The sequence below is a fragment of the Desulfothermus okinawensis JCM 13304 genome (assembly GCF_054654515.1).
Window position 1 is genome coordinate 16,500 of record NZ_BAAIEW010000026.1, and the last position, 25,351, is coordinate 41,850.

General features: G+C 36.5%; 27 protein-coding genes and 1 tRNA gene. 19 read left to right on the forward strand and 9 right to left on the reverse strand.

Translation table 11 applies throughout. The features are described from left to right. Window positions 1–36: 36 nt before the first annotated feature. The 7 genes from ACYQ0O_RS10330 to ACYQ0O_RS10360 all read right to left on the reverse strand — a co-directional run bounded on the left by ACYQ0O_RS10330 (window position 37) and on the right by ACYQ0O_RS10360 (window position 8,208). Window positions 37–669: a cupin domain-containing protein gene (locus ACYQ0O_RS10330; RefSeq protein WP_459892759.1), complete on the reverse strand. Its 633-nt coding sequence runs from the start codon at window positions 667–669 to the stop codon at window positions 37–39. Window positions 670–744: 75 nt separating this feature from the next. After that, window positions 745–1,914 carry a beta/alpha barrel domain-containing protein gene (locus ACYQ0O_RS10335; RefSeq protein ID WP_459892761.1) on the reverse strand — a complete coding sequence of 390 codons (1,170 nt, stop codon included), beginning with the start codon at window positions 1,912–1,914 and terminating at the stop codon, window positions 745–747. 11 nt (window positions 1,915–1,925) lie between these two features. Beyond that, window positions 1,926–3,524, reverse strand: a complete 1,599-nt coding sequence (locus ACYQ0O_RS10340) for an acyl-CoA carboxylase subunit beta (protein ID WP_459892763.1) — start codon at window positions 3,522–3,524, stop codon at window positions 1,926–1,928. A gap of 15 nt (window positions 3,525–3,539) precedes the next feature. Next, on the reverse strand, window positions 3,540–4,322 hold the full coding sequence (locus ACYQ0O_RS10345) for an enoyl-CoA hydratase (protein ID WP_459892765.1): 783 nt from the start codon (window positions 4,320–4,322) through the stop codon (window positions 3,540–3,542). A gap of 87 nt (window positions 4,323–4,409) precedes the next feature. Further along, window positions 4,410–6,092, reverse strand: a complete 1,683-nt coding sequence (locus ACYQ0O_RS10350) for an AMP-binding protein (protein ID WP_459892767.1) — start codon at window positions 6,090–6,092, stop codon at window positions 4,410–4,412. A 19-nt stretch (window positions 6,093–6,111) separates the two neighbouring features. Beyond that, window positions 6,112–7,260 (reverse strand): acyl-CoA dehydrogenase family protein, encoded by a 1,149-nt coding sequence (locus ACYQ0O_RS10355; protein WP_459892769.1) that lies wholly within the window; start codon window positions 7,258–7,260, stop codon window positions 6,112–6,114. A gap of 84 nt (window positions 7,261–7,344) precedes the next feature. Further along, entirely contained in the window at window positions 7,345–8,208 is an 864-nt protein-coding gene (locus tag ACYQ0O_RS10360) for a beta/alpha barrel domain-containing protein (protein ID WP_459892771.1), read from the reverse strand. 203 nt (window positions 8,209–8,411) lie between these two features. On the opposite strand from ACYQ0O_RS10360, the gene ACYQ0O_RS10365 reads away from it, so the two are divergent. The 7 genes from ACYQ0O_RS10365 (at window position 8,412) to ACYQ0O_RS10395 (ending at window position 14,941) form a co-directional block, all read left to right on the forward strand. Beyond that, window positions 8,412–8,484: transfer RNA gene (locus tag ACYQ0O_RS10365), tRNA-Lys, on the forward strand. Between the two features lie 302 nt (window positions 8,485–8,786). Beyond that, window positions 8,787–10,520: an adenine deaminase gene (gene ade, locus ACYQ0O_RS10370; RefSeq protein ID WP_459892772.1), complete on the forward strand. Its 1,734-nt coding sequence runs from the start codon at window positions 8,787–8,789 to the stop codon at window positions 10,518–10,520. Window positions 10,521–10,977: 457 nt separating this feature from the next. Next, window positions 10,978–11,196 (forward strand): hypothetical protein, encoded by a 219-nt coding sequence (locus tag ACYQ0O_RS10375; RefSeq protein WP_075069382.1) that lies wholly within the window; start codon window positions 10,978–10,980, stop codon window positions 11,194–11,196. A gap of 134 nt (window positions 11,197–11,330) precedes the next feature. Further along, the gene (locus ACYQ0O_RS10380) at window positions 11,331–11,894 is read left to right on the forward strand and encodes a flavin reductase family protein (protein ID WP_459892775.1); all 564 of its coding nucleotides are present in this window, start codon (window positions 11,331–11,333) and stop codon (window positions 11,892–11,894) included. A gap of 117 nt (window positions 11,895–12,011) precedes the next feature. Next, on the forward strand, window positions 12,012–12,494 hold the full coding sequence (locus ACYQ0O_RS10385; RefSeq protein ID WP_459892777.1) for a CBS domain-containing protein: 483 nt from the start codon (window positions 12,012–12,014) through the stop codon (window positions 12,492–12,494). 3 nt (window positions 12,495–12,497) lie between these two features. Then, complete coding sequence (locus tag ACYQ0O_RS10390) at window positions 12,498–13,388, forward strand: CBS domain-containing protein (RefSeq protein ID WP_459892779.1); 891 nt, start codon at window positions 12,498–12,500, stop codon at window positions 13,386–13,388. Between the two features lie 41 nt (window positions 13,389–13,429). Next, window positions 13,430–14,941 (forward strand): AMP-binding protein, encoded by a 1,512-nt coding sequence (locus ACYQ0O_RS10395; RefSeq protein WP_459892780.1) that lies wholly within the window; start codon window positions 13,430–13,432, stop codon window positions 14,939–14,941. Here the strand turns inward: ACYQ0O_RS10395 and ACYQ0O_RS10400 are convergent. Beyond that, entirely contained in the window at window positions 14,938–15,069 is a 132-nt protein-coding gene (locus ACYQ0O_RS10400) for a hypothetical protein (RefSeq protein ID WP_459892781.1), read from the reverse strand. The two genes, ACYQ0O_RS10395 and ACYQ0O_RS10400, sit on opposite strands and share 4 nt — an antisense overlap. A gap of 177 nt (window positions 15,070–15,246) precedes the next feature. Here ACYQ0O_RS10400 and ACYQ0O_RS10405 point away from each other — a divergent pair, with 177 nt between their 5' ends. From ACYQ0O_RS10405 to ACYQ0O_RS10435, 7 genes are all read left to right on the forward strand, one after another. Next, a complete protein-coding gene (locus ACYQ0O_RS10405; protein ID WP_459892783.1) occupies window positions 15,247–15,843 on the forward strand; it encodes a TetR/AcrR family transcriptional regulator in 597 nt (198 codons plus the stop codon). Between the two features lie 19 nt (window positions 15,844–15,862). Further along, complete coding sequence (locus tag ACYQ0O_RS10410; RefSeq protein ID WP_459892785.1) at window positions 15,863–16,258, forward strand: SCP2 sterol-binding domain-containing protein; 396 nt, start codon at window positions 15,863–15,865, stop codon at window positions 16,256–16,258. Between the two features lie 62 nt (window positions 16,259–16,320). After that, complete coding sequence (locus tag ACYQ0O_RS10415; RefSeq protein ID WP_459892787.1) at window positions 16,321–17,538, forward strand: acyl-CoA dehydrogenase family protein; 1,218 nt, start codon at window positions 16,321–16,323, stop codon at window positions 17,536–17,538. A 127-nt stretch (window positions 17,539–17,665) separates the two neighbouring features. Beyond that, complete coding sequence (locus ACYQ0O_RS10420) at window positions 17,666–18,898, forward strand: thiolase family protein (RefSeq protein WP_459892789.1); 1,233 nt, start codon at window positions 17,666–17,668, stop codon at window positions 18,896–18,898. A 47-nt stretch (window positions 18,899–18,945) separates the two neighbouring features. Beyond that, on the forward strand, window positions 18,946–20,556 hold the full coding sequence (locus ACYQ0O_RS10425) for an AMP-binding protein (RefSeq protein WP_459892792.1): 1,611 nt from the start codon (window positions 18,946–18,948) through the stop codon (window positions 20,554–20,556). An 11-nt stretch (window positions 20,557–20,567) separates the two neighbouring features. Further along, on the forward strand, window positions 20,568–21,560 hold the full coding sequence (locus ACYQ0O_RS10430; RefSeq protein ID WP_459892794.1) for a nitroreductase family protein: 993 nt from the start codon (window positions 20,568–20,570) through the stop codon (window positions 21,558–21,560). Between the two features lie 19 nt (window positions 21,561–21,579). Further along, on the forward strand, window positions 21,580–22,422 hold the full coding sequence (locus ACYQ0O_RS10435; protein ID WP_459892796.1) for an SDR family oxidoreductase: 843 nt from the start codon (window positions 21,580–21,582) through the stop codon (window positions 22,420–22,422). A gap of 129 nt (window positions 22,423–22,551) precedes the next feature. Here the strand turns inward: ACYQ0O_RS10435 and ACYQ0O_RS10440 are convergent, their stop codons facing one another. After that, window positions 22,552–22,983, reverse strand: coding sequence for an acyl-CoA thioesterase (locus ACYQ0O_RS10440; RefSeq protein ID WP_459892807.1), 432 nt, complete (start codon window positions 22,981–22,983; stop codon window positions 22,552–22,554). Window positions 22,984–23,337: 354 nt separating this feature from the next. Here ACYQ0O_RS10440 and ACYQ0O_RS10445 point away from each other — a divergent pair, with 354 nt between their 5' ends. The 5 genes from ACYQ0O_RS10445 (at window position 23,338) to ACYQ0O_RS10465 (ending at window position 25,347) form a co-directional block, all read left to right on the forward strand. Continuing rightward, window positions 23,338–23,862, forward strand: a complete 525-nt coding sequence (locus tag ACYQ0O_RS10445; protein WP_459892798.1) for a hypothetical protein — start codon at window positions 23,338–23,340, stop codon at window positions 23,860–23,862. A gap of 144 nt (window positions 23,863–24,006) precedes the next feature. Then, window positions 24,007–24,291: a nucleotidyltransferase family protein gene (locus ACYQ0O_RS10450; protein WP_029969493.1), complete on the forward strand. Its 285-nt coding sequence runs from the start codon at window positions 24,007–24,009 to the stop codon at window positions 24,289–24,291. A 111-nt stretch (window positions 24,292–24,402) separates the two neighbouring features. Further along, window positions 24,403–24,645: a HepT-like ribonuclease domain-containing protein gene (locus ACYQ0O_RS10455; protein WP_459892801.1), complete on the forward strand. Its 243-nt coding sequence runs from the start codon at window positions 24,403–24,405 to the stop codon at window positions 24,643–24,645. 94 nt (window positions 24,646–24,739) lie between these two features. Then, entirely contained in the window at window positions 24,740–24,964 is a 225-nt protein-coding gene (locus ACYQ0O_RS10460; RefSeq protein ID WP_459892803.1) for a hypothetical protein, read from the forward strand. Further along, on the forward strand, window positions 24,943–25,347 hold the full coding sequence (locus ACYQ0O_RS10465) for a type II toxin-antitoxin system VapC family toxin (RefSeq protein ID WP_459892805.1): 405 nt from the start codon (window positions 24,943–24,945) through the stop codon (window positions 25,345–25,347). Before ACYQ0O_RS10460 ends, ACYQ0O_RS10465 begins: the two co-directional genes overlap by 22 nt. The last annotated feature ends 4 nt before the right edge of the window (window positions 25,348–25,351 follow it).

Consider the following 25,351-nt stretch of genomic DNA (forward strand, 5'->3'; position numbering starts at 1 on the left):
CCCCCTTTTGCTCCAATTGGTTAAAAAACTCTACAACTAACCCTCATATACAACTGCCAGAATAGTAGCAGATCCCTTTTTTGCGGCAAGCATGTGGGGATAGTTGGATAGATAGTAAAGGGAATCGCCTGGTTTTAGCTCAAATCTGTCCTCACCTATTTTTACAATCACTTCACCATCTAAGACAAATATAAATTCTTCTCCCTCATGGATAGATGTCTCTTCATCTGGATTTTCTTTAAGCTGTACAATCAAGGGCTCCATGTGTTTACCCTTAACATCAGGGGCCAAGGACACATAGGAATAAAGTTCCCTTTGACCTTTAGGGGTAGTGGACCTTACTATCTTTTTTCTACCCTTTGCTGGTGTTAAACAGTAAGGCTTATCACCACCTTCACCTAAAAGGTCCCCAAGCCCCCTATCAAGTACCTTGGACAATTTTATAATCATCCCAAGTTGGGGCTGAATCTCCCCTTGTTCAACTTTCTGAAGAAGCTCCTTATCAAAACCTGTTCGCTTTGATAATTCATCCAAACTAAGCCCCTTTTCTTCCCTGGTCTCTTTTATTATCTTTCCGATTTCCGCCACATCCCTTTTGTCCTGTTCCTCTATTTCTCCAGTCAAGGACTCAAAATAATCTACATTAATATATGGTTTTTCCTGTGCCATAGACTCTCCTTAAACTTTTTTTCAAATTGATTAAAATCCCTATATAATACAACTCAATCTTTAAAATAAAAATTTTTAGGGATTCAATATTGATTCTGGAACCTTTGGATCTTTTGCCCATCCATTTGGAATCTTTTGTCCTTCATTTTCTCCAAATTTTTTCTTTAATTGATCAAGTCCTGGTCGTGCAAACTCTGGATATCCTTCCTCTTTTTTTCTACCATTTACAACTGCCTCAGAGCGGAGCCTCCTTCCAACTGTTTTTTCCATCATTTTGCCCAGCCAGAGAACTTTCTGAACATCATAACCATGTTCAATCCCCATTTCATCTAACATAACAATTAAGTCTTCAATACAAATTAGCCCCACATATCTGGGATCTTCATAATAATAATCCCCAGTTCCAGGAACTGGTCTGTCATCTAAAAAATTTGCAGGCTGACCCCCAAGGCCACCTAATGTAGCCTCAAAATGGGTAATCCCCGCCTGCAGGGCAGCCAGTACTGCAGCTGAGCCTATTCGCCTTGTCTCGTGAAAATGTGCAATATGGACATCTGGATTGGGAATTTCATCGAGTATCATGGAAAAATACCTATAGACCTCAGGGGGTGAAGCACTTCCATCATGATCCGCATGTTCCACATCATGGGCTCCAATCTCAAACCACCTTTTGGTAAATTCCACCGCTTCCTTTAATTCTGTAGGTCCGCTAATTGGACTGCCCCAAATTGTGCTAACAGTCCCGCACATCTGAATACCCACATCTGAACATTTCTTTATACAACGCTCAGCTTCTTTCCAATATTCTGGCAGAGTTGTTCCAGAATTTGCAAAGTGGTGTTGTTCATCTGTGGACACCATCATAAGCACCCTATCAGGCCCTATTCCCTTCTCCTTTAACTCAATTGCCCTGTCAACTGACTTTTCCCTGATAGTTACGCATGTAAAGGTAATATCATCTGGATTTATTCCCCTCTTCGCACATCTTTTCTTAAACCTATCACCTCTAAAATAGGCAAGAACATCCTCTGCATCCCTAAATTGAGGCATTATATAGGGATTTCCAAGATTGGTAAGCTCAATATCCCTGCATCCGGCAAAAATAAGTTGCTCTGCATAATAGATTTTTGCCTCTGTTGATATAAATTTTTCCTCGTGTTGAAATCCGTCCCTTATGGTTATATCACCTATCACCACTTTCTTGGGCATCCTTGGAAATATCTTCCAAAGATCGTATTCACTCATAAAATCCTCCCTTAAAATCTGAAGTTACCAAATGAAGGCTCTGAAATTGGCTTAATTAAACTCACTTCAAATGCCATGGACAGCCACTTTCTTATTTCAGAAAACTTAAGGACACGATCATTAAGGAGTCTGGCTCCACAATAAAATGGATGGGCCTCTGTGTCGTATTTGTCCATCATTTTCTTATAAAAGGCATCCTCCTCTTCCTTGCTCATGGGTTTACCCTTTGCAGCCCTTTTCCTCTTTTCAATGGAAAGCAAGACCCCTGCTGCGCTCTTCCCACTCATAACAGAGGTCCTGGCCCTCATTGTGGCAAACAAAAAGTGTGGTCTATATGCCCTTCCACACATACCGTAATTGGCAGCACCGTGGTCAGGTCCAATTACCAGTTGGATCCTGGGAACCTGTGCACAGGATACAGCCCTCACCATATCAGCACCATATTTACCAATTCCCATGTGTTCAGACTCAGAGCCAACCATGTATCCAGGAGAATTCTGAATAAATAAAAGCGGGATTTTTTCATAAGAACACCTAACAATCCATTCTGTTGCCTTTTTTGCAGCCTCAACAAATATGATACCCACACCATTTGAGGCAATAACCCCCACAGGTATTCCATCTATTTTTATCTTTCCAGTTACAATATTTTCACCTCTACCAGGTGCAAATCTCCGTTTATATTCAACAAATTCACTGTCATCGGAAATGGCCCTTATAAATGCCCTTACATCTATTCCCCTGCTAACCTGTGCAGGTAAGATTTCGTATATTTCATCAGCAGGAACCCTGGGAGGCCTTTTATCAAATCTGTGACAATGGATATTCTGGGGAGGCTCCATTGATAAGATTTCCCTTACCTTTAAAATACCTTCTTCCTGGGTCTTACAAAAATAATCAGCACCCCCTGAAATCCTTGTGTGAACGTCTGCGCCACCTAAAGCCTCTGCAGTTATTTCCTCTCCTGTGGCCATCTTGACCAGGGGAGGACCACCTAAAAAAGAATAGGCCAGTTTCTCCACCATAACCGCCTGACAGGCCATAAAAACTATATATGCACCACCAGCGGTATTACCGCCTGTGCTCATGGTGATTTGCTTAAGACCCATGGCAGACATCCTGGCCATGTTATAAAACATTGCACCAAAGTGGTCTTCTCCAGGAAATACATCTGCCTGCATGGGGAGATAAGCCCCACCTGAATCTGCTATATATACACAATTTAGACCACACTTTTCTGCTATTGCTTGGGCACGAAGGTGTTTTTTTAGGGTAATTGGAAAGTAAGTTCCAGCCTTTACCCTTGAATCATTGGCTATTATCATTGTCCAATTACCGTGTATCTTGCCAATTCCAGTAACAATCCCTGCGCAGGGCACATCTTCAACATCTGGGTAGTTCATTCCAAAACCAGCAATTCTACTGAGCTCATAAAATTCAGTACCAGGATCTATTAACAGATTAATTAATTCCCTAATAGGCCTTTTACCCTGTTTCTTTAACTTTAAAACCGCCTTTTCACCCCCAGGCCACATGGCTTTTTTTACCAGCTCATCTAGCTTTTCTTCTTCCTTTTGCCAGAAAAGCCTATTATTTGTCCTATCATCCATTTTAACTTACCCCTATTATTTACCTTTGTAGTTGGGTTTTCTTTTTTCCTTAAAGGCCTTTAATCCCTCCAACCTATCTTCTGTTGGAATGGTTATCCAATAGGCATTTGACTCAATTGCAAGTCCAGAATTAATATCTACTTCAATTCCTCTGTTTATTGCATATTTTGCCTGTTCAATTGCAATTGGCCCTGTTTCACATATCTCCATGGCAATTTTTTCACATTCTGAAAGTAGCTCATCCAGAGCACATACCTTGTTAACCAGACCCATATCAAAGGCTTCTTTTGCACTTATTCTCTTGCCTGTAAAAATAAGCTCCTTGGCCTTTGCCCTGCCAATTATCCTTGGAAGTCTCTGGGTTCCACCAGCCCCTGGGATTATGGCAAGCCTTGTCTCTGTTAGACCCATTGTGGCATTTTCTGATGCCATACGAATATCACATGCAAGGGCAAATTCAGTTCCTCCTCCCAGTGCCACACCATTTACAGCAGCAATAACTGGCTTGGGCAGGTTTTCAATATCTGTAAATAAATTTCTTATGGTGTAAATAAATTCCTTTACCTTCTCTTCTGGCATAGTTGCCCTTTCCTTTAAATCAGCACCAGCACAAAAGGCCCTATCGCCAGCTCCAGTTATTATAACAACGCGAATGTCCCTTCTGAATCTGAGATCATCTATTTCTTTCTTTAATGCAAGTAAAAGTTCAAAGTTGAAGGCATTCATCACCTGGGGGCGATTTAATGTTAAAATGCAGATTTGATCCTTTTCCTCTTTTAAAAGAATTTCATCTCCCATTATTTATACCTCTTAATTTTAGATTCTTAACAGCAAAAAGGCCTAGTTAAGGCCTTTTTGCTTACAGCTACTAATTACTTTAATCGCTTAAGCTGTTTCTACCTTTGCATCTTCTTCTCTACCAAGCAACCTTGTTGCCTCTTCCCTTAATTTATATTTTTGAATCTTACCACTTGCTGTTGTGGGATATTCGTCCACAAAAAACCAGTACCTGGGTATTTTATGGAAAGCTATCTTGTCTTTACAGAACTCCTTCATCTCCTCTTCTGTGGCCATTTCACCTTCTTTTAACTGGACAAATGCTGCAACTTCTTCACCATATTTCTTGCTTGGAACTCCAACCACCTGTACGTCCTTGATCTTGGGATGTGTGTATAAGAATTCTTCGATTTCCCTTGGATAAATATTCTCACCACCCCTTATTATCATATCCTTTATTCTACCAGTTATCTTACAATACCCATTCTCATCCATAATAGCCAGATCACCAGTATGTAACCAACCATCTTTATCTATGGCATTCTTTGTAGCTTCTTCATTTTTATAATACCCCTTCATTACATGATACCCTCTAGTACACAGCTCTCCCTGAACCCCTGGTGGAACTTCTTCACCTGTATCAATATCCACAATCTTTACTTCAACATTTGGAAGTGCCCTTCCAACAGTGGAAACCCTGATTTCAATTGGATCTTCAGTCCTTGTTTGAGTTATAACAGGTGATGCCTCTGTCTGGCCATATGCAATTGTCATCTCTTTTGCACCCATTACATTTACTACCTTCTTCATAACCTCTATTGGACATGGAGAACCTGCCATTATTCCTGTCCTTAAATGTGATGTATCGTATTTCTTCTTCTCCATCTCCTCTAATTCTGCAATAAACATAGTGGGCACGCCATGGAGTGCAGTACACTTTAATTGCTCAACTGACCGTAATACTGCATCTGGCTTAAATTGAACAACCGGACACATGGTAGCACCTGACACTAAACATGTTAACGTCCCAAGCACACAACCAAAACAGTGGAAAAATGGTACAGGAATACAGAGTTTATCTTTGGGACTCAACTTCATACACTCTGCAATTGACTTTGCATTACCAATTATATTTGTATGGGTAAGCATAACCCCTTTTGGAAACCCAGTGGTACCAGAGGTATATTGCATATTGATTACTTCATCTGGATGTAAGGTTTTTTGCACCCTATCTAGTTCCTCATCAGATACTTTTTCTCCCAACTCCATTAAATCCTTCCAATTAAACATCCCAGGAGGAGTCTCATCTCCAATAAAAACTATATTTTTCAAAAATGGAAGGTTATCATTTTTGAGCTTTCCAGGTTCACTATCCTTTAGCTCAGGACATACCTCATTTATTACCTTTATGTATTCATCAGGCTCTCTAACTCCTCCTATTAAAAAAAGCGTTGTTGCATCTGATTGTTTTAAAAGATACTCAAGCTCAAATGACCTATAATTGGTGTTTACTGTAACTAAAACAGCCCCCATCTTTGGAGAACCAAATTGTAAATAGAGCCATTCAGGTACATTATTTGCCCAGATTGCAATATGGTCCCCTTTTTGGACTCCCATGGCCATAAGGCCCTTAGCCACTTTTCTGCAAATCTCGTTAAACTCTTTATAAGTATGGCTAATTCTCTTGGGCTCCAAATACTCCACTGCCATTTGATCTGGCATCTGCTCAGCCACTAAATCTACCAGGTCTCCTAAAGTAATCCTGCCAACTTCAAATTCTGGTAATTTCATATTTCTCTCCCCCCCTTTTTTAACATCCAATATGTCTTGATATTACAATCCTCTGAACTTCAGAGGTTCCCTCGCCTATATCCAATATCTTTTGATCCCTGTAAAACCTCTCAACATCATATTCCTTCATAAGCCCATATCCACCGTGAATTTGAACTGCTCGATCAACTACCCTTCCCATGAGTTCAGAACAATACAACTTTGCCATTGCAGCATACTTAGCAAAGGGACGATTATTGTCCCTGAGCCAACATGCCTTATAGAGCAAATTTCTTGCGCACTCTATTTCTGTTGCACAATCTGCCAATTTAAAGGCCACAGCCTGAAATTTTGATATGGGTTGGCCAAATTGCACCCTTTGTTTTGCATATTTAAGTGCCTTCTCATAGGCACCTTCTGCTCCACCAAGACCCATGGCCCCAATGGAAAGCCTACCCCCATCTAAGGTCATAAGCATTTGTTTAAAACCATCACCTCTTTTTCCAAGTATATTTTCTTCAGGCACCCTCACATTGTCAAAATAGAGTTCCGCAGTATTGGATGATCTCCACATCATCTTACCATGGATGGTCTTTGCAGTAAAACCCTTGGTTCCATGTTCAACCAAAAAACAGGTGTACTCAGGTCTGCCATCCTCCCTGGTCCCTGTAACTGTCTGAACGGTAACACCCATGGAGATTGGAGAAGATGCATTTGTTATAAAAATCTTTGATCCATTTATCACCCATTCATTTCCATCTTTTACTGCAGTGGTCTTGGTACCACCAGCATCAGAACCAGCTTCAGGCTCTGTCAAACCAAATCCCCAGAGTCCCTCTCCTGAACACAACTTTGGTAAATATTTCTTTTTTTGCTCTTCTGTTCCAAAATAATAAATTGGGCCAATACCAAGGGAATTTCCCGCCGCAACTGTAGCAGCTTGAGAGGCATCTACCTTTGCAAGTTCCTCTACAGCAATAATATAAGAAAGATAATCAAGCCCCTGGCCTTCATATTTTTCAGATACAAACATGCCAAATAGACCTATCTCCCCCATTTTTTTGGTAATTTCCACTGAAAATTCTTCCTTTTCATCCAACTCCCTGGCAACAGGGGCAATCTCCTTTAAGGCAAACTTCCTAACTTCTTTCCTTATCATTTCTTGCTCTTTGGTAAGATCAAAGTCCATACCCCCTCCTTAACTTTGTTTTTAAATTTACCATCACATACAATTAATACAAAAAATTTATTTTTAATAAACCAATAATAAAACTCAAGATGAGCACCTTTTAAGCAAGTCTGAACATTTTTTTAGCTTAGTTATATCAATTCCAGTGTAAATATTGAAACTATCCAACAAATAAACAACTTCTTCTGTGGAAACATTAATATATCTGTTATTTACAAAAGGACATCCTCCAATATAACCAAAGGAGGTATCGAATCTTTTGATTCCAAATTGAAGGCTTTCATAAATATTTACAATACCTAAATTCATCTTAGAATGATAATGCATTGAAATTATATCTGGATCGATTTTTTTAAGAATTTTATTAAAAAAATTATTGATGGAAATCGGATTTGCAAGTGCAGTTGTATCTGCAAATACTATTTCATTTACTTCGTAATTTAAAAATACATCAACAATTTCTAAAATATCATCTACTGATACATCATTTTCATTTAAATAGCCAAAACAACATTGAACACTTCCTCTAATATACATTCGATTTTCTTCAGACTTTTTTAACATATCCTGTAAGTTCTTTATAGAATCTTTTTTTGACATCCCCGTGTTTTTCACACTAAACTCATCACTTGCAGAAATTGATAATTCAACCCCTCTAGCCCCTGCTGAGATAGCCCTGTCTAATCCTTTTTTATTTAAAACCAACACAGTTAAAACTAAATCAGAATCTCTAAAAACCCCTACAATATCCTCTGCATCTTTAAATTGAGGGACTTTTTGGGGGTTTACAAAAGAGGTTATTTGAATATGTTTTAGGCCTGCATCTAATAAATTTTCTAAAATCTGTATCTTCTTTTGCGTGGAGATAAAGGCTGGATAGGACTGTAGTCCATCCCTGGGGCCTACTTCAGTAATGACAACTTGCGAAGGTAATTCATTTAATCCCATATTTTTACTAGTTCTTTTAAGTAAACAGAGTTACAGAAAATTAATTAAAATCCATTCTATGTAGGAAGTTTATAAAAACATCTATTTTTTGTCAATATAATCTAGACCAAATGATAACAGAAATTAATTAAATATTCTTTACCTCCAACCTAGATTTTTCCTTGACAGGAAACACAAAAAAACTTAACAAGATTCTTCGTCAGGGGCCATTAGCTCAATTGGCAGAGCAACGGACTCTTAATCCGGAGGTTGAAGGTTCGACTCCTTCATGGCCCATCATAAAATCAACTAATTAAAGAAATTTCCAACCTATAAAAATCTGGGAAGTTGGGTTGGAAAATCAAACTTTAGGGGAAAGATTTTCACAAAGGACTCTTACCTAAGAGGTGAGAGTCCTTTTTTTATCTGGCTTCGTTAAATGAAAAATTTTTACCGCTTACTCCATGCCCCTTTTCTTTTTTTAGTGACAAAATCACTATCACTACACTTGCCAATTAGAGTGGACATGAAATAAAGTTAGAGTTAGGATATAGGGGAATTTTTATAATTATAACCCCTAATCTTTAAGGAGCAGTATGTTGCCTGCAACACATGAAGAAATCAAATCACTCATCTCTGTTGTAAGAGGAGACAAAAAACCAACCTTGCTCCTAAAAAATGTCAGGCTTGTAAATGTCTTTAACGGAGAAATCCTTGAAACCAATGTAGCCATTTATCAAAAATACATTGCTGGTATTGGGGATTATTCTGAAGCCCACGACATCCTGGATTTGAAAGGCAGATTCCTTTTGCCAGGACTCATAGATGCACACCTCCATTTAGAAAGCAGCTTTTTGACCCCATCCAGTCTAGCCTCTGCGCTGATATCCCACGGCACCACATCTATTATCATTGACCCCCATGAAATTGCCAATGTACTGGGTATTAAGGGCGTAGAATACATTTTAAAGGCCTCAGAGGCCATTCCTCTAAATGTTTTTATGTTAGTGCCTTCTTGCGTGCCAGCTACACATCTGGAAACCGCTGGTGGCAAAATTGGCATTAGAGAAATAAGAAGACTCCTAAAGCACCCGCGGGTTATTGGTCTGGCAGAAATGATGAATTACCCTGGTGTTATCACAGCTAATGATAATGTATTAAAAAAGATTACCTGCGTTGGAGCTCAAGGCTTACCAATAGATGGACATGCCCCTATGCTATCTGGTAAGGCGCTTCAGACCTATATTGCCGCTGGTATTGACTCTGATCACGAAACCACTACTTTAACAGAAGCCAAGGAAAAACTTAGCCTGGGAATGTGGCTCATGCTTCGTGAAGGCAGTGCTGCCAAAAATCTTTTAGACCTGTTGCCTGCTGTAAATGAATACACTGTTAATCGTTGCTTGCTTTGTTGTGATGATAAGGAGGCTCAAGACCTAATAGATAAGGGACACATGGATTTTGTCATTAAAAAGACAATTCAATCTGGTCTTAAACCTCTATGGGCCATAAAAATGGCCACTATTAATACTGCCCAGCGTTTTGGACTGAAAGGAATTGGTGCCATTGCACCTGGATATCTGGCTGATATGGTGGTTGTAGATAGTCTTGAAGAATTTAATGTTGTTTTCACTATCAAAAGTGGTGAAACTGTTTTTGAAAATGGAATGGTTAAAGGTAGCATACCATCTTTTGTACCTCCAGAGGTTACACATACCGTTCACTTGCCGAAGCTAAAACCAGATCACTTTAAAATTTGGACCAAAGGGAATAAAGCCCATGTTATTGGACTAATTCCCAACCAGATTGTAAACAAAGACCTCATTTGTGAAGTTAAAAAACATGGGGATGAAGTTATCTCTGATACAGATAATGATATCTTAAAGGTAGCTGTGGTTGAAAGACACAAAGGTACAGGCAACATCGGACTGGGGCTTATTTCAGGTCTGGGACTTAAATTTGGGGCCATAGCCCAGTCCATTGCCCATGACAGTCATAATATTATAGTGGTGGGGACCCACGATAAAGATATCCATTTTGCATTAAGCACTATTCACAAAATGCAAGGAGGTATTGCCTTGGTTAATGATGGCAAACTTATAGCCGCACTGGAGCTACCAATTGCAGGTTTGATATCTCAGTTAAGTGTCTCTCAAGTAGCCTTTAAAACCCAACAACTAATTAAAGAATCTCAAAATCTTGGTGTCAAATTATCTAATCCATTTTTGTCTCTTTCATTTATTGCCTTGCCTGTGATACCTACATTGCGGTTAACTGATAAAGGATTGGTAGATGTATCACAGTTTAGGTTTGTTCCCCTTGAGGCTAAATGAGGATTTATGTTTAACTCATTTAAAAAGCATAGATACAATTCTGACCATAGTACATATTAAAAAGGTCTGTTTTTTTGCCTCTGCTACAAGCCTATTCTTTGTCTCTTCATTTAAGCCATTGCTAAATGCATTGCTAAGGAGTTCTGGAAGCAACCAAGAGAGCAACTTAGCCCTTTGTTAATAATAGAAACAAATATCTTTTATGTGAGACTCATAAACACACTTAGGCATTTTAACTAAATAAACGTTGTCTTCTAATGGCTCAATACTGAAATCAGGGCTGTTTAAATCATATTTAAAATCTTAGAAAATGGATAAACAAATTTGGTGAATGCAAGATATTGTCTGTTGAATATTTCTCATTGATTTTTATTTTTCTCTTTTATGCATATTCAGATACACCATATATAATAGCAATTTTATATATATATTTGACCACCTATTCTTTAATTTCGCTATGGCAATTAGGACATATTTTCAAAGAATAGCAGATCCAAAGGACATAGCACCTTCCATGGGTGTGGGATTTACCATTAACCACATTGCTGCTGTAATTATACCTGTTATAGGTGGGATCATGTGGATGATAGACTATAAAATACCTTTTATAGTTGGAGCATTTTTGAGTATTATTTCACTTATATTTGTACAGATGATAAAAACAGAGTTATATTAGTTCAAAAAACATACTCAACAATTAAATTGTATTGGAACACGGAATGAATATTGAAACCCTCTTGTTTTTTTAAGAAATTATCTGTAGTATGGAACACACTATATTTGAAAATAATTAATAATTGGGAGGTAGTCATGGAACTAAGGCCAAATATGTTTAAAAAAATGTTGCCAATTCCTCTTACTTTAATAACAACCATAGATAAAAAAGATATTGTGAACGCAGCCCCTTACGGTTGCGTTATGCCCATTTTGAGACCACTGGATCTAATTGCTATTGCTTCAGCCCTACCTAGGGATACCCTAAAAAACATAAGGGAAACCCAGGAGTTTGTTGTGAATGTTATGGGAAGGACAGATTTTAGAGAGACAATTAAATGTGCAAAAAATTTTCCGCCAAATATTAATGAGTTAGATGAGTTAAACATAGAATCCTTGTCTTCTAAAATAGTAAAACCTCCCCGTGTTAAAAATGCCATTGGGTGGATTGAGGCAAAATTGGATAGAGAAATTACTGGCGAAAACTACTCATTAATAATCGGTAAGGTATTGTGTGCAGAAATAAATGAGAACTATTTGAAAGATGGTAAATTAATACAAGAACCTTTGGTACTACTTATGGCTGAATTTAGGCAAATAGGAGAAAAAGTTGCAGATCACAAGGAATTTGCTGATGATTTAAAATCAATAAAATTTTGATGTTAAACATAATCCCCTTTACATATAAGACATATACTAAACCTCTACCTACGCAAATCTAGAAACCAGTATAAAAATTAATATGAACTTTTTTAAGTATAGTGTTGTGAGGACATTATGGAACCTATTGCAAAAGATATAATGGTTACTGATTTTCATACAATTTTATATAGCGCAACTATAGAAGAAGCCATGAGGAAATTTAAAGAGGCCAGTAGCTCAGGTAATAGAAGAAGGGTATTTGGAATGATGGTAGTTGATGAGCAAGGGAAATTAATAGGAATGCTCTCTATGTATGATATTTTACTTTTGCTAAGGCCAAAACACATACATTTATGGGCAGATATGAATGATATTGATATAACGGGCATAATAGACACTGTATGTGACAGAGCTAGACATAAAAAAGTAGAAGACATAATGACAACTGATCTAATAACTATAAGTCCTGATACCCACTTATTTACCATATTGGACATAATGATAAAAAAACATGTAAGACGTATCCCTGTTCTAGATAAAAATACAATAGTTGGAATTGTCTATATATCAGACCTTTTCTATTATCTTTACCATAAACTCATAGGAAAAGGATCTTAGGATATGGGAGTTATAGAAAGACATAGCATATTAACTGGATTTAAAGTTGGCGAGGCCATGAGAAGGCAGGTTTTAAAACTTCCTGAGACAGATTCCATAAAAAATGGTATCTCCTTACTTATCAAATATAAGACAGGTGCACTCCTTATTATTGACAAGGATGAAAAACCCTGCGGAGTTGTTTCAAAAACAGATATAATGTCTGCATATTATGCAGGATTTTCATTGGATCAGAAACTAAAAGATATTATTGGTGCTCAACCTATAACGTGCAGTGATAAAGACGCACTGGAAGACGCACTAGAATTAATGAGACAGAATTACATACATCGTTTGTATGTATATAAAAACCATAACAGTCAAATTGTTGGACTTCTTGCTTATCCTGATATAGTTGGACTAATGTATCGATTATGCATAAAGTGTAAAAACAACTATATGTCCAGAAAAATATCAACAAATCAAGAAGAGATGTTAAAAAGATTTAAAGTAAAAGACGTGATGAGCACTCATGTACAAAGTAAAAAGACAAGTCATACCATTTACCAAGTTATTGAAGGTCTTAGTCAATATCGTTTTGGAGCCATGTTGATTAGAGATAATAGTGATACTCCTGTAGGGGTTGTTTCCAAAACAGACCTTTTATTTGCATACAAACATGGAATAAGCCCTGATGTACATGTAAAAGAAATAATGTCAAAAACAGTTCTTGCTTGCGATCTCAATACATATCTATCAGATGCTATCCAAAAAATGATCTTTTCAGATATCCACAGACTATTTGTATATCAAGGAGAACCTACAAATATTGTAGGAGTTTTATCATTTACAGATGCTGCAAAATTGAGGTCAGGCTCATGTAAGGCATGTATCACGAGCAGAATCATGGTATAATAACAACTCTAAAAATAAATAGATAGATTAAGGAGGATTTTATGAGGAATTTTTTGCCATATCATATGTTGAAAAGAAATATTTTGTTATACAAAAATAAAATAGCGATTTATGATTCAGGGTTAGATAGGGAGTTTACATTTTATGAGTTGTTTATAGAAACAGAAAAACTCTGTACAGGTCTGTTAAACCTTGGACTAAAAAGAGGCGATAGAATAGCAGTAATATCAAAAAATACATATAGATTTTTCCCTCTATTTTTTGCAGCATCTAAACTTGGATTAATATTAGTGCTTGTAAATAAAAGACTTTCAAAAGAAGAAAAAGAATTTGTTATACATGATACAACACCTAAACTAATATTTGCTGATAAAGATGAATTAAATATTTCTCTTGAAATAAAAGAAAAAAATTCCTTTATTCAAAATTGTATATTGTTTGTGGGAGAGGAAAATGGAAATATAAATTATAAAGATATATTATTGGAACAAAAAGAAAATAAAATTTTTGGAAGAGAAGATGATCCATATATAATAATCCACACTGCAGCAGTGGATACCAAACCCAGAGGTGGAGTTTTATCTCAGAAAAATATAGTGTTAATTACACTGTCCCTTAAAAATGAATTAAATTTAAACAAAAATGATTCATATTTAAATATATTGCCCATTTTTCATATAATGGGTATAAATTTGGCCTTTGCAACATTTATAGATGGTGGCACAAATGTGGTTATTCCATCGTTTGATAGGGATTTAAGTGCTGATCTTTTAATAAAAAAAGACATAACCTTGATGGGCACATTTCCACCAATACTTGCATCTATTTTAGATACCTTGGACAAGAAAAATTTATATCCAAAAACATTAAAGCAGGTTGTTGGGTTAGAGCAACCAGATGTAATAAAGAGGCTAACGGAAAGTACAAATGCAAAATTTATATGCATGTATGGTCAGACTGAAACATCTGGTCTCATTACCCTTGCTCCATATGATGAAAAGCCCCAAAATGCAGGAAGGCCAATAAATCTATGTGATATAAAGATTGTAGATGAAAATGACAATGAGCTATCTCCAGGAGAAGTTGGAGAAATAGCCATTACAGGTCCCTTTGTATTTCTTGGATATTGGAATAGGGAAAAAGATAATGAGTATGTGTTTAGAAACAATCTCCATCATAGTGGAGATATGGGATTTTTAGATGAAGATGGATATTTGTTTTTTAAAGGAAGAAAACCAGAAAAAGAACTTATAAAATCTGGTGGAGAAAACGTGTATCCATCTGAAGTGGAAGAGGTTATTTTGCAACATGAGGATATCTTAGAGGTTTGTGTGGTAGGAGTCCCAGACCCTAAATTTGGGGAAGGGATTAAGGCAGTTTGTGTAAAAAAACAGGGAAGTCCCTTAAAAGAGGATGAATTGATAGAATTTGTGGGAGGACGGATTGCCAGATACAAAAAACCTAGATATGTGGAATTCGTGGACCAACTCCCAAAGGATAAAAATGGTAAAATAGACAGATTTAAGGTAAAAGAGTATTATGGTAAAAATTAACCCAAGTTTATTAAAACTTGGGTTAAGCATGGAGTAGTTAGAAAGGCGGACGCCCCAACCACTGCCACTGATCTAGGGGAAAAGAGTGCATCAAAAGCTGCACGTGCAGCCTTGTCCATTTCTGTCATGGTCTTCCTCTTTTTGTAAAACTCGTTTTAATTAGCTGTGGTTGAAATTTTTTTGGCTGCCCCTATTAAAATTTTTTGTAATTTTTTTATTTCTCATTGACCAATTTTTTTGTTTGTGTATAATCTAACCAGTCGGTCAAAATTTGAACAGTCGGTAAGCAAAGGGAATAATGGGTTATGAAAGATAATGAAAAAAGAGAAAAGGAGATTATTGAAGCCGCACTCAGAGTTGTAGCAAGAGAAGGTTATTACAATTTGAGTATGGAAAAGGTGGCTAAGGAAGCCAATATGTCAAAAGGTGGCATAGCACACTACTTTAGCTCAAAGAAAAAGCTATTTAAGGCAGTATTTGTGAAATTTTTTGATATGATATTTTTGAGAAGTAAAAATACAGTAAAAGAAATAGATGACCCAATTGATAAGTTGGTGTCCTTTGTTTGGCTGTATAATTGGGACGATCCAGATGTATTCACAGGTTATCCCATTTTATTTGATTTTATGTCCATTGCGTCCAGAGATGAAGACTATAGAGAGATATTTATATCATGGGTTAACTCCTGGATTGATCTTTTAAAAGATGCATTAAAAGAGGCCAAAGAAAAGGGAATTATAAAAAAAGAGCTAGATGAAGATGCCACAGCTAGGACCATTTCTGCAATATATCAGGGAATAGCAGAAAGGTGGTATCTGGATAGGGAGAATCACTCAACTAATTGGGCAGAATCTGAGTTGAAAAAGAGTGTTTATGGGTTGTTAAAAGCATATTTAATTTAAACTTTAAGGAGGGAATGAGATGGCTATTTTTGATTCAACAGAAAAAATGTACGAAGTATTGGGTTCCTTATGGAGAGACCTGCTATCAAAAGAAGAGATGGCAAAAAAATTTCAAGATGCAGGTATAGTCATAAAATTTTCCATTAACTCACCAAATGGGGAGATATGGCTTTTCCCTGATAGGGAAGAAAAGGTGGTGTGCGGCAAAGCAGATGGAAAACCAGATGTGGAGATGTTTTTAAGTGGGGATGATTGCCACAAATTCTGGATGCAGGAGCTAAAGCTTCCAATTGCTCTAGCAACTAGAAAGATAAAGGCAAAGGGCCCAATTAATAAAATTTTAAAGCTTTTGCCTATGTTAAAACCAGCTTATGAAAAGTATCCTCAAATCGCAAAAGATCACGGCCTAATATGATTTTTTTGTGTATCTCGTAAACAATGTTTTAAAATTTTACTTATAGTTATGGAGAGATGGATATGTATACAGATTTAAATATAGAACTAACAAAAGAACAGATAATGATAAAGGAAGAGACCCACAAATTTGCAAAAGAGGTGCTAAGACCTGCTAGCTTAGAGTTAGATAAGATCTGTGACCCTGAAGAGATGATAAAAAGTCCCATTTTATGGGACAGTTTAAAAAAGGCATATGAACTTGGGTATCATACAGTGTTAATCCCTGATACATGGGGAGGTCTTGGGGTTGGCCCCATTGAGACCCACATCATCTTTGAAGAGATGGGATGGGGTGCAGTGGATTTAGGCATATCAATAGGGGTTTCCTGTTTTCCAGCCTTTTTTGCCTCTCTTCTACCAAATGACAGGTTGGGTGAAGAGATCATTATTCCTTTTTGTGAAAATAAGGATGCGTCTTTCATAGGTTGCTGGGCAATTACTGAGCCTGACCATGGGACTGATACACTGTGTCCTTTTACACCTGATTTTCACAATCCAAAGATTAGTGGGACTTGCAGGGCTGTTTTAGATAAAGATGAGTGGGTTATTTCAGGTCAAAAGTCCGCATGGGTATCCAATGGTACCATAGCAACACATGCCCTGGTTTATCTCACAATAGATCCATCCATGGGTATGGCAGGTGGTGGCATCTGCATAATACCCCTTGATCTTCCAGGGGTCAAAAAAGGTGCACCCTTAAATAAACTTGGGCAGAGGGCATTAAATCAGGGAGAGATATTTTTTGATAATGTGAGGATTCCAAGGGAATATATGTTAATTGAACCAGATTCTTATGAGGCCTTATTAGACATTACCCTAGCCACTGCAAATGCAGCAATGGGAGCATTTTTTACTGGAGTTGCCAGGGCAGCATATGAAGAGGCATTAAATTATGCAAAACAACGGGTTCAAGGTGGTAAGGTGCTTTTTGAGCATCAGATGATAAAACACAAGCTCTTTAATATGTTCATGAAAATAGAGGCAGCAAGACAGCTATCAAGGTCAGTAATGATATATAACTACAACAACACACCTCCCAAGGTGCATTACTCCATTGCATCTAAGGTATTTTGCACCAATGTGGCATTTGAGGTTGCAAGTGAGGCTGTACAGATCTTTGGAGGATATGGTTTATCAAAGGAATACCCTGTTGAAAAATTTTTCAGGGATGCAAGGGCAGGTTTAATTGAAGATGGAGCAAATGACAGCCTTATGATAACTGGGGCACACCATCTTTAAAATAAAATGTTTTCTTTGCTTAAAGTTTTTTTACTACTCGTAGTTGTAAATAATATGCAAATCTTAATTATTATAATAAGTTAACTCAAAGTTTTGACAAAATTGGGTTAAAAAAAGGGGAAGATCTATGAATGCTTATATAATAGGTGTTGGAATGATCAGGTTTTCAAAATATCCCAATAGAAATGTAAGGGATATGGCAATAGAAGCAACCCTACTTAGTCTTAAAGATTGTGAGCTTGAAAAAAAGGACCTGCAAGCAGCATATTTTTCAAACACTTTTTGGGGGATGTTTTCTAACCAGCATTCAATAAGAGGGCAGGTTGTTTTAAGATCAATGGGGATTGGTTCTATACCAGTTGTAAATGTGGAAAATGCGTGCGCTGGTGCATCCACTGCACTTTATCTTGCAATAATGGGAATTAAGGCTGGTATGTATGACTGTGCCCTTGCAGTGGGTTCTGAAAAGATAACCCATGAAGACAAGACAGTATCCCTTATGGCATATGCCTCTTGCATGGATGTTGAAAATTTTGACATGCAATTAAAGCTATTTGAAGAGTTAAACAAAAGTCTAAACTTCCAGATCCCAGAAGATGGTCCTCCTGGGCAAGGAAGAAGCGTTTTCATGGACGCATATGCCATGGGTGCCAGGTGGCACATGAAAAAATTTGGCTCTACCCAAAGGCAACTTGCATACATTGCCTCAAAAAATCATTTTCATGCATCTTTAAATCCCCTTGCCCAATATCAAAATCCAATGACAGTGGAAGAGGTATTAAATGACAAGCCAGTTGCATATCCCTTAACAAGATCCATGTGTGCACCAGTTGGTGATGGTGCAGCTGCTGCAATAGTTTGTTCTGAGAACTTCTTAAAAACACTCAAAAATAAAAGACCAGTTAAGGTGCTGGCCTCTGTTTTGGGCTCTGGGAGAGATAGAGACTTAGATGATGAAGACATAGGTGAGAGGATGGCAAAGCTTGCTTATGAGCAGGCCTCAGTTGGGCCAGAGGATATAGATATTGCAGAACTCCATGATGCAACAGCCTATGGTGAACTTCATCAATGTGAGGCCATGGGATTTTGTCCCCTTGGTGAAGGGGGAATATATGCAGAATCTAAAGCCACTAAGCTTGGTGGTGAAAGGCCCATTAATACCAGTGGAGGTTTAGAGTGTAGGGGGCATCCAATAGGTGCATCTGGACTTGCCCAGATTTATGAGATTGTTCAGCAGCTAAGGGGAGAAGCAGGAAAAAGACAGGTGGAAGGTGCAAGGATTGGTTTAGCTGAAAATGGTGGTGGAAACATAGGGGTTGAAGAGGCAGCAATGTGCATACACATATTACAAAAAGTTTAATGAAATTTTAATCCAAGTTTTGATAAACTTGTGTTAGGGGGAGAGATATGGAACAAAAACTTATACCTGGGCTGTTAGCAGACGAAGTCCAGGGGAAATATGGACTTATGCCTGATTTTCCAGTGCTCACCTTTGAAAATGGTGAATTTCCTGATGAAATTATAACTTATAGTGACCTCTATTTAAAGTCTTTGAGACTTGCCAAAAGATTGGAAGATTTAGGTCTTAAAAAAGGAGATGGGTTCTCAATTGTAATGAGAAATCACCCAGAGGTGGTCTACTGCCTTATTGCTGCCTCAATGACAGGCGCAGTGGCAGTGCCCATTGATCCAAGGGCAAATCCTGATAGGCTTAGGTTTCAAATCCAAAATTCAGATTCCAAGGGCATTTTGTTTAGCAATGAATTTTTTGAAAATGTGAAAGCTGCCATTGAACCTTTGAATATAGAGATCATTGGAGTTGTGTATAAAGATGGCTTTTTAGAACCTAAAAGAGACAAATATCCTGATTTGGATGAATTTATAGAGAAAGAAGATATTCCAGAGCTATCAAATAGAAATAAAGATCTAAATATTCCCCTTGAGATAATATACACATCTGGAACCACAGGGGATCCAAAGGGTGTAGTTGTAAAAGGAGATAGGCTGTTCGCATTTAAACTACTTGCACAACTAATCTGGAAATATTCCTTAAAGGACAAATTATACACAGGACTATCTTTAACACATGGCAATGCCCAGGCGGTGACTATGATACCCGCAATAACACTTGGGATACCTGCTGTGATCAGCAGGAAATTTACAAAAAGTAGGATCTGGGATATATGCAGGTATTACGGATGCACCACCTTTTCCCTGTTAGGTGGAATGATGATGGGCATATATAGTGAACCAAGAAGACCAATGGATAAGCACAATCCTGTTAAAATAGTATTGAGTGCAGGAACACCGAGAGCAATATGGAGAGAATTTGAAGAGAGATTTGATGTAAAGATACATGAGTGGTACGGAGCAGTTGAAGGTGGTTTTGCCCACAATCCACCTGGTGTTGGGCCTGTTGGTTCCTTTGGAAAGCCACCAGAAGGATTTATGGAGATGATGGTGGTGAGGAAAGATGATACCCCTTGTGACCCTTATGAGATTGGAGAGATTGTATGCAGACCCGCAGGGGGAATTGCTGAGGTTGAATATCTTGGAAATCCTGAAGCATCAAAGAAAAAGACGAAAGGTGGATGGCTCAGAACTGGAGATATGGGGCATATGGATGAAAATGGATGGTTCTACTTTGACTTTAGAAAAGGAGGAGGCTTAAGAAGACAGGGAGAATTTATCCAGCCAGAATATATAGAAAAGACTCTAGCTGAAATAGAAGAGATTGAAGATGTGTGCGTGTATGGAATTCCAGCTGAATCTGGTGCCCCAGGTGAGGTGGATATAGTTGCTGCCATAAAGTTATTTGAAGGATATAAATTTGATCCAAAAAAGATATTTAAGGAACTTAAATCAAAGTTAGAAAACAATCAGATTCCATCATACATTCAGGTAGTTGAACAAATACCCAAGAGTGCCTCTCAGAAAAACCTTGATAGATTATTAAAACAAGATTTCTCTAATGACGCAGAGAATGTATATTCTTACAAAAAATATGGTAAAATGTAAGGAGCTAAGTTATGTTTTTTGAAAAATATAGATATTGCCATTTCCCCCCATCAATATTTCCAAAAGTGAACATAGATTATGAAAAATGTAAAAAATGCAAAACTTGTGTAAAAACATGCCCAACTTCTTGTTTGCAATGGGATGAAGATAATAAAATACCAGTACCAACTTCACCTATGAAAATGAATCCTGCATGTCTTGGTTGTGGGAATTGTGAAACTGTTTGTCCTGAGAAGGCAATAAGATTATCTGGAAATTACTTTGTATTTAAAGGTAGATATAAAAGTGATTTAGATAAACCAAGAAAACTCACATTTCCATTTAGAAAAAATGAAGATGAATTAGAAAAACTAGAAGGGAATTTAACTGAAGTGGAAAAATTGATACTAAAAAGAAGGAGTGTAAGGTTATTTAAAGACGATAAAGAAGTAGAAAAAGAGCTAATAGATAGAATACTTGAAGCTGGGAGATTTGCCCCTTCAGCAGGTAATGGACAGCCATATAAGTTTTTAGTTATTACAGACAAAAAGATTAATGAAGAAGTTGATAAAAGATGTGCAAGGGTATTATACAGGATAAAGGACTTTTATCTAACTAATAGTAAAATAAAAAAATTTTTTATATATTTACTGAGCTATATTTCAGCAAACAAATGGGACCAACGACCCATTGCAGCAATGGAGAAGTTAGAGCAAATTGGAGGATTAATTACATATAGAGCTCCTGTTGTAATACATATTTTAAAAGACAAAAGGGGAATATCCAATCCTGATATAGATGTTGGAATTTGTGGTCAAAATATGGTTCTTGCAGCGCATGACCTGGGGCTTGGAACCTGTTTTATTGGATTTATAGCAAGCGCCCTTCCCTTTGCACCTTCTGTTAAAAAACTTTTAGGTATCAAGTATCCATATGAACTGGCGCTATCTATATGCGTTGGATATCCCAGGGTCCCCTACGATAAATTCGTTGAACGGGGTGAGGTGCCAGTTAATTTTATTTAAGCAACAGGAGTTAGGTCTTATGAGAAAAAATATAAATGATATTTATCCCTCAAAAAGGGTTGCAATAACTGGGGCGGGAAGCGGGTTAGGAAGACAACTTGCGCTGGATTTTGCAAAACTTGGCTGGAGAGTTGCCTTATGTGATATAAATGAAGAAAGATGCAACGAAACTTTGCATATGGTGCAAAAAATAGGCTCCTTTGGTTTTTCTGTGAATTGCGATGTGGCAAAATGGGAAGATGTAGAGAATTTTTCAAAAAGAACAGTTGATGAGCTAGGTGGAGTAGATATAGTTATAAATAATGCAGGGGTCATAGTTGCTGGATATGTGGAAGATGTGAGTGTGGAAGATTGGAGATGGATATTATCCATTAATTTAATGGGTGTTGTGCATGGGTGTAAGGCATTTATTCCAATCTTAAAAAAGAATAAAAAGGGTCATATTGTAAATATTGCATCATCTGCAGGAATTGTTAATCTGCCTGAAATGGCTCAATACAATGTTGCTAAGGCTGGGGTAATATCACTCTCTGAGACATTAAAAACTGAACTTAGCCCTTATAACATCAATATATCTTGTGTGTGCCCAACCTTTTTTAAAACCAATTTAATGGATAATGCTAAGTGGGGATGTGAAAGACAAAAGGATATGGCGTCCAAATTTTTTGACAAATCCCTATGTACTGTAGAGAATGTAAGTGCGGATATCATAAAGGGTATAGCAAGAAATAAGATGTACATAATAACTCAGATAGATGGAAAGTTTGCCTGGTATTTAAAAAGACTTAGTCCTTCATTTTTTTACAGGCTTCTTTCCTTCCTATATAAAAGGGGTACTTTTGAAAATTTTTTGAAAAAATAGAGTGTGTATATTAACCCAAGTTTATCAAATATAGTGCAAAAAAATACCCATTATTACAATAGGTTCAACGAATTTTTGATAGACTTGGGTTAAACTTTACTGCTCATTTTGTAATTCTTAAATCTATCATTACTCCTTGTATTGATATTTTTTTAAGGTTTCAATTAAATAAGATGATGGTTCCATTGTCTTGTTTTTTTTATAATCGAAAAACACCTGTACTGATCTAGCCTTTGCACATTCTATGTAATCGATATTATCTGGTCCTTTTTTCAAAAGTCTATATAATAATTCAAAATGTTTTTTTCCAATCTCTCCAACCCACATTTCAAAAAGGAGTTTATCCATTAAAGTGATAGGTTTTAGATAATCACAGGAAATGTGTGCAATAATAAAAAAATAATCCTTTGGGTTTGATATATTAAAAATAGAACTTACAAAATTTTGTCTCCCTTGTTCTAAATATGTAAGGTAAACAGGGAGGGAAAAAGGGACAGGCGAATAATGGTTGAAACTCTTTATTTGCTCGCTGAGTAAACGATTGAAAATGGGCTCATTCAGAAACTGATATCAGTCTGATTCCCATTTCAGATAATATGGAATGTATCTAGACTACAGCGACCTGCAGCATACAAGAAACGCCCGGAACCTTTAAATATACCATAGCTTCATTTTAACCACTTCCAATATATATAACCAATTTTTAAACTTATATAGAATCTATGTTCTATTTAATTTTTTTAAAAAATCTTATTATATCAGCAACTTACAAGCTACATATAACTTCTATAAATTCATTTTAAATCACTCCCAACCCCACAAAACAACTTTACAAATAGGGGGTATTCGGATATAAAAGTTTTAAAAATAGAATAAAGTTAAATAATAATGTTAGCGCCTGTATAAAACAATAATATGGACCAGTTGCCAACTAATTACGACAATATAATATCTTTTTTCTCTAATCCAAATTTCTGGATAGCTATATATGGGGCGTTACTTTCTACGATACTTGCAATCAGAGAATTTTTGAAAGGTAGACGTAGAATCAAAGTTACATGTAATCTTTCTCTTACTGTAAATCCCAATAATAACAAACCATGGTGGCTGATAGCTATAAATATAATAAACAGAGGTTATAGGCCAGTTACTATTACTAGTGTTGCTCTCTTATTAAAAAATGGTAAGTCATTGGTACGACTGAAAAACGCTATTGATCAAAAATCCTTATCTGATAAGCTGCCCCAAAAAATTAATGATGGAGAACATATCGAAATTTTTTTTGATTATTCGGAAGTTAAAGAAACGCTCCAAAATCTCAACCCCCCCGTTTTTTTAGATAGTGTCATTGCAATTGATGCAGAGGGTAAGCACTATTCAGGGAGGTTGCCGAAAGCTTTACAAGGCAAACTGGAACTACCACATAACATTGCTAAATAAATTAAGTAATTTGTCTAAAATACTAATCAAATTAATGAGTTGCGCTAACCATTGGGTGCACTTGACCGCCAATCCGCTGCGCCCTTCGGGCTTGCGTCTTGTCGGCAAGTGACCCTTGTCGTTAGGCGTATTAGGATATAAATAATGATAAAAAGTAAAATAGTAAAAGAACTAGAAGAGATAAAAAAAAGATATCAAGAACATATTATAAAAATTGGTCTTTTTGGATCTTATGCAAGAGGTGAAAATACAGCAGATAGTGATATTGATATAGTGATAGAACAGAAACAACCAGATTTGCTTTTATTAGGGAGAATAAAGATAGAATTAGAAGAGAAACTTAATAAACCAGTTGACGTGATAAGAATGAGAGAAAATATAAATCCTTTTTTAAAGAAAAGAATAGAAAAAGATGTTATTTATGTGTAATGAAGATAGAACGTTACTGATAGAAATTTTGAAGAAAATAAGAGACTCACTTGAAATTATCTTATATCGTTTTGAGCCAATAAAGAAAATTTCAGATTTTACAAATTCGCCATGGGGAATGGAAAAATTAGATTCTATTTGCATGCAATTGATAAAATTACAAAAGGTAATTTACTGATGAAGTATCCTAATATCGATTGGAAAGGTGTTAAAGGAATGCGGGATATAATAAGCCATCATTATTTTGATGTTGATGCAGAAATAATTTATGAAGTTTGTAAAAATAAAATACCAGAATTAAAAAAAACAATTGATCAAATTTTAATGGATATAAAAAATAGTTTAAAAGCCTAACAAATCAGTGCAGTGGACTGGTTTTTCGCTGCGCTCCAAACCAGCCACTGACTTTAGACGTTAGATGAAACAAAAATGAAAGTGGAGAAGCATTATGGCAAAATTTTTGTTAAATAATGATGTAGAGAAGAAGCTATCAGATTTGACTATAGAAGAATTATTAGATCTGGAAGAAAAAATAATGAAAATTATGAAGAAAAAAATTAAAGACCAAAAATCTGAAGATTGGCGAAAAGATTTTCTTGAGATTTCAATGTGGAGTCATTTAGATGATACGTCTGAGGTAAAAGTTGATAAATGGAAAATAGAGACATTTTAATTGATACTAGTATAATAATAGAGTTTTTGCGCAAGCAAAATAAACAGCTCAGTTATTTATGGAAAATAAAAGAAGCAGGTTTTAATTGTCTCATATCAACTATAACTGTTTTTGAATTGTATGCAGGGGCCATCACAAAGAGGCATAAAAAAGATTTAAACAAATTAATGAAATGGATGGATGTAATACCACTAACAACAGAGATAGCTCAACGATCTGCTGAGATTTACAAAGATTTAAAGTCTCAAAATCAGCCAATAGAATTTAGAGACATCTTCATAGGTGCAACAGCTGTTGAAGTAAATGTTCTATTACTAACTTTAAATGAAAAGCATTTTAAAAGGATCAAAGGGATAAAGATATACAATAAAGAAAACATCTAACAAA

Excerpts from the sequence above, each read along its gene's own strand:
- ACYQ0O_RS10400 (WP_459892781.1), bottom strand. The coding sequence starts at position 15,069 with ATGACAGAAATGGACAAGGCTGCACGTGCAGCTTTTGATGCACTCTTT.
- ACYQ0O_RS10340 (WP_459892763.1), bottom strand. The coding sequence starts at position 3,524 with ATGGATGATAGGACAAATAATAGGCTTTTCTGGCAAAAGGAAGAAGAA.
- ACYQ0O_RS10330 (WP_459892759.1), bottom strand. The coding sequence starts at position 669 with ATGGCACAGGAAAAACCATATATTAATGTAGATTATTTTGAGTCCTTG.
- ACYQ0O_RS10355 (WP_459892769.1), bottom strand. The coding sequence starts at position 7,260 with ATGGACTTTGATCTTACCAAAGAGCAAGAAATGATAAGGAAAGAAGTT.
- ACYQ0O_RS10455 (WP_459892801.1), top strand. The coding sequence starts at position 24,403 with ATGGGGAATGGAAAAATTAGATTCTATTTGCATGCAATTGATAAAATT.
- ACYQ0O_RS10345 (WP_459892765.1), bottom strand. The coding sequence starts at position 4,322 with ATGGGAGATGAAATTCTTTTAAAAGAGGAAAAGGATCAAATCTGCATT.
- ACYQ0O_RS10385 (WP_459892777.1), top strand. The coding sequence starts at position 12,012 with ATGGAACCTATTGCAAAAGATATAATGGTTACTGATTTTCATACAATT.
- ACYQ0O_RS10415 (WP_459892787.1), top strand. The coding sequence starts at position 16,321 with ATGTATACAGATTTAAATATAGAACTAACAAAAGAACAGATAATGATA.
- ACYQ0O_RS10460 (WP_459892803.1), top strand. The coding sequence starts at position 24,740 with ATGGCAAAATTTTTGTTAAATAATGATGTAGAGAAGAAGCTATCAGAT.
- ACYQ0O_RS10430 (WP_459892794.1), top strand. The coding sequence starts at position 20,568 with ATGTTTTTTGAAAAATATAGATATTGCCATTTCCCCCCATCAATATTT.
- ACYQ0O_RS10360 (WP_459892771.1), bottom strand. The coding sequence starts at position 8,208 with ATGGGATTAAATGAATTACCTTCGCAAGTTGTCATTACTGAAGTAGGC.
- ACYQ0O_RS10390 (WP_459892779.1), top strand. The coding sequence starts at position 12,498 with ATGGGAGTTATAGAAAGACATAGCATATTAACTGGATTTAAAGTTGGC.
- ACYQ0O_RS10420 (WP_459892789.1), top strand. The coding sequence starts at position 17,666 with ATGAATGCTTATATAATAGGTGTTGGAATGATCAGGTTTTCAAAATAT.
- ACYQ0O_RS10405 (WP_459892783.1), top strand. The coding sequence starts at position 15,247 with ATGAAAGATAATGAAAAAAGAGAAAAGGAGATTATTGAAGCCGCACTC.
- ACYQ0O_RS10335 (WP_459892761.1), bottom strand. The coding sequence starts at position 1,914 with ATGAGTGAATACGATCTTTGGAAGATATTTCCAAGGATGCCCAAGAAA.
- ACYQ0O_RS10465 (WP_459892805.1), top strand. The coding sequence starts at position 24,943 with ATGGAAAATAGAGACATTTTAATTGATACTAGTATAATAATAGAGTTT.
- ACYQ0O_RS10375 (WP_075069382.1), top strand. The coding sequence starts at position 10,978 with ATGGCAATTAGGACATATTTTCAAAGAATAGCAGATCCAAAGGACATA.
- ACYQ0O_RS10410 (WP_459892785.1), top strand. The coding sequence starts at position 15,863 with ATGGCTATTTTTGATTCAACAGAAAAAATGTACGAAGTATTGGGTTCC.
- ACYQ0O_RS10425 (WP_459892792.1), top strand. The coding sequence starts at position 18,946 with ATGGAACAAAAACTTATACCTGGGCTGTTAGCAGACGAAGTCCAGGGG.
- ACYQ0O_RS10395 (WP_459892780.1), top strand. The coding sequence starts at position 13,430 with ATGAGGAATTTTTTGCCATATCATATGTTGAAAAGAAATATTTTGTTA.
- ACYQ0O_RS10450 (WP_029969493.1), top strand. The coding sequence starts at position 24,007 with ATGATAAAAAGTAAAATAGTAAAAGAACTAGAAGAGATAAAAAAAAGA.
- ACYQ0O_RS10380 (WP_459892775.1), top strand. The coding sequence starts at position 11,331 with ATGGAACTAAGGCCAAATATGTTTAAAAAAATGTTGCCAATTCCTCTT.
- ACYQ0O_RS10445 (WP_459892798.1), top strand. The coding sequence starts at position 23,338 with ATGGACCAGTTGCCAACTAATTACGACAATATAATATCTTTTTTCTCT.
- ACYQ0O_RS10435 (WP_459892796.1), top strand. The coding sequence starts at position 21,580 with ATGAGAAAAAATATAAATGATATTTATCCCTCAAAAAGGGTTGCAATA.
- ACYQ0O_RS10350 (WP_459892767.1), bottom strand. The coding sequence starts at position 6,092 with ATGAAATTACCAGAATTTGAAGTTGGCAGGATTACTTTAGGAGACCTG.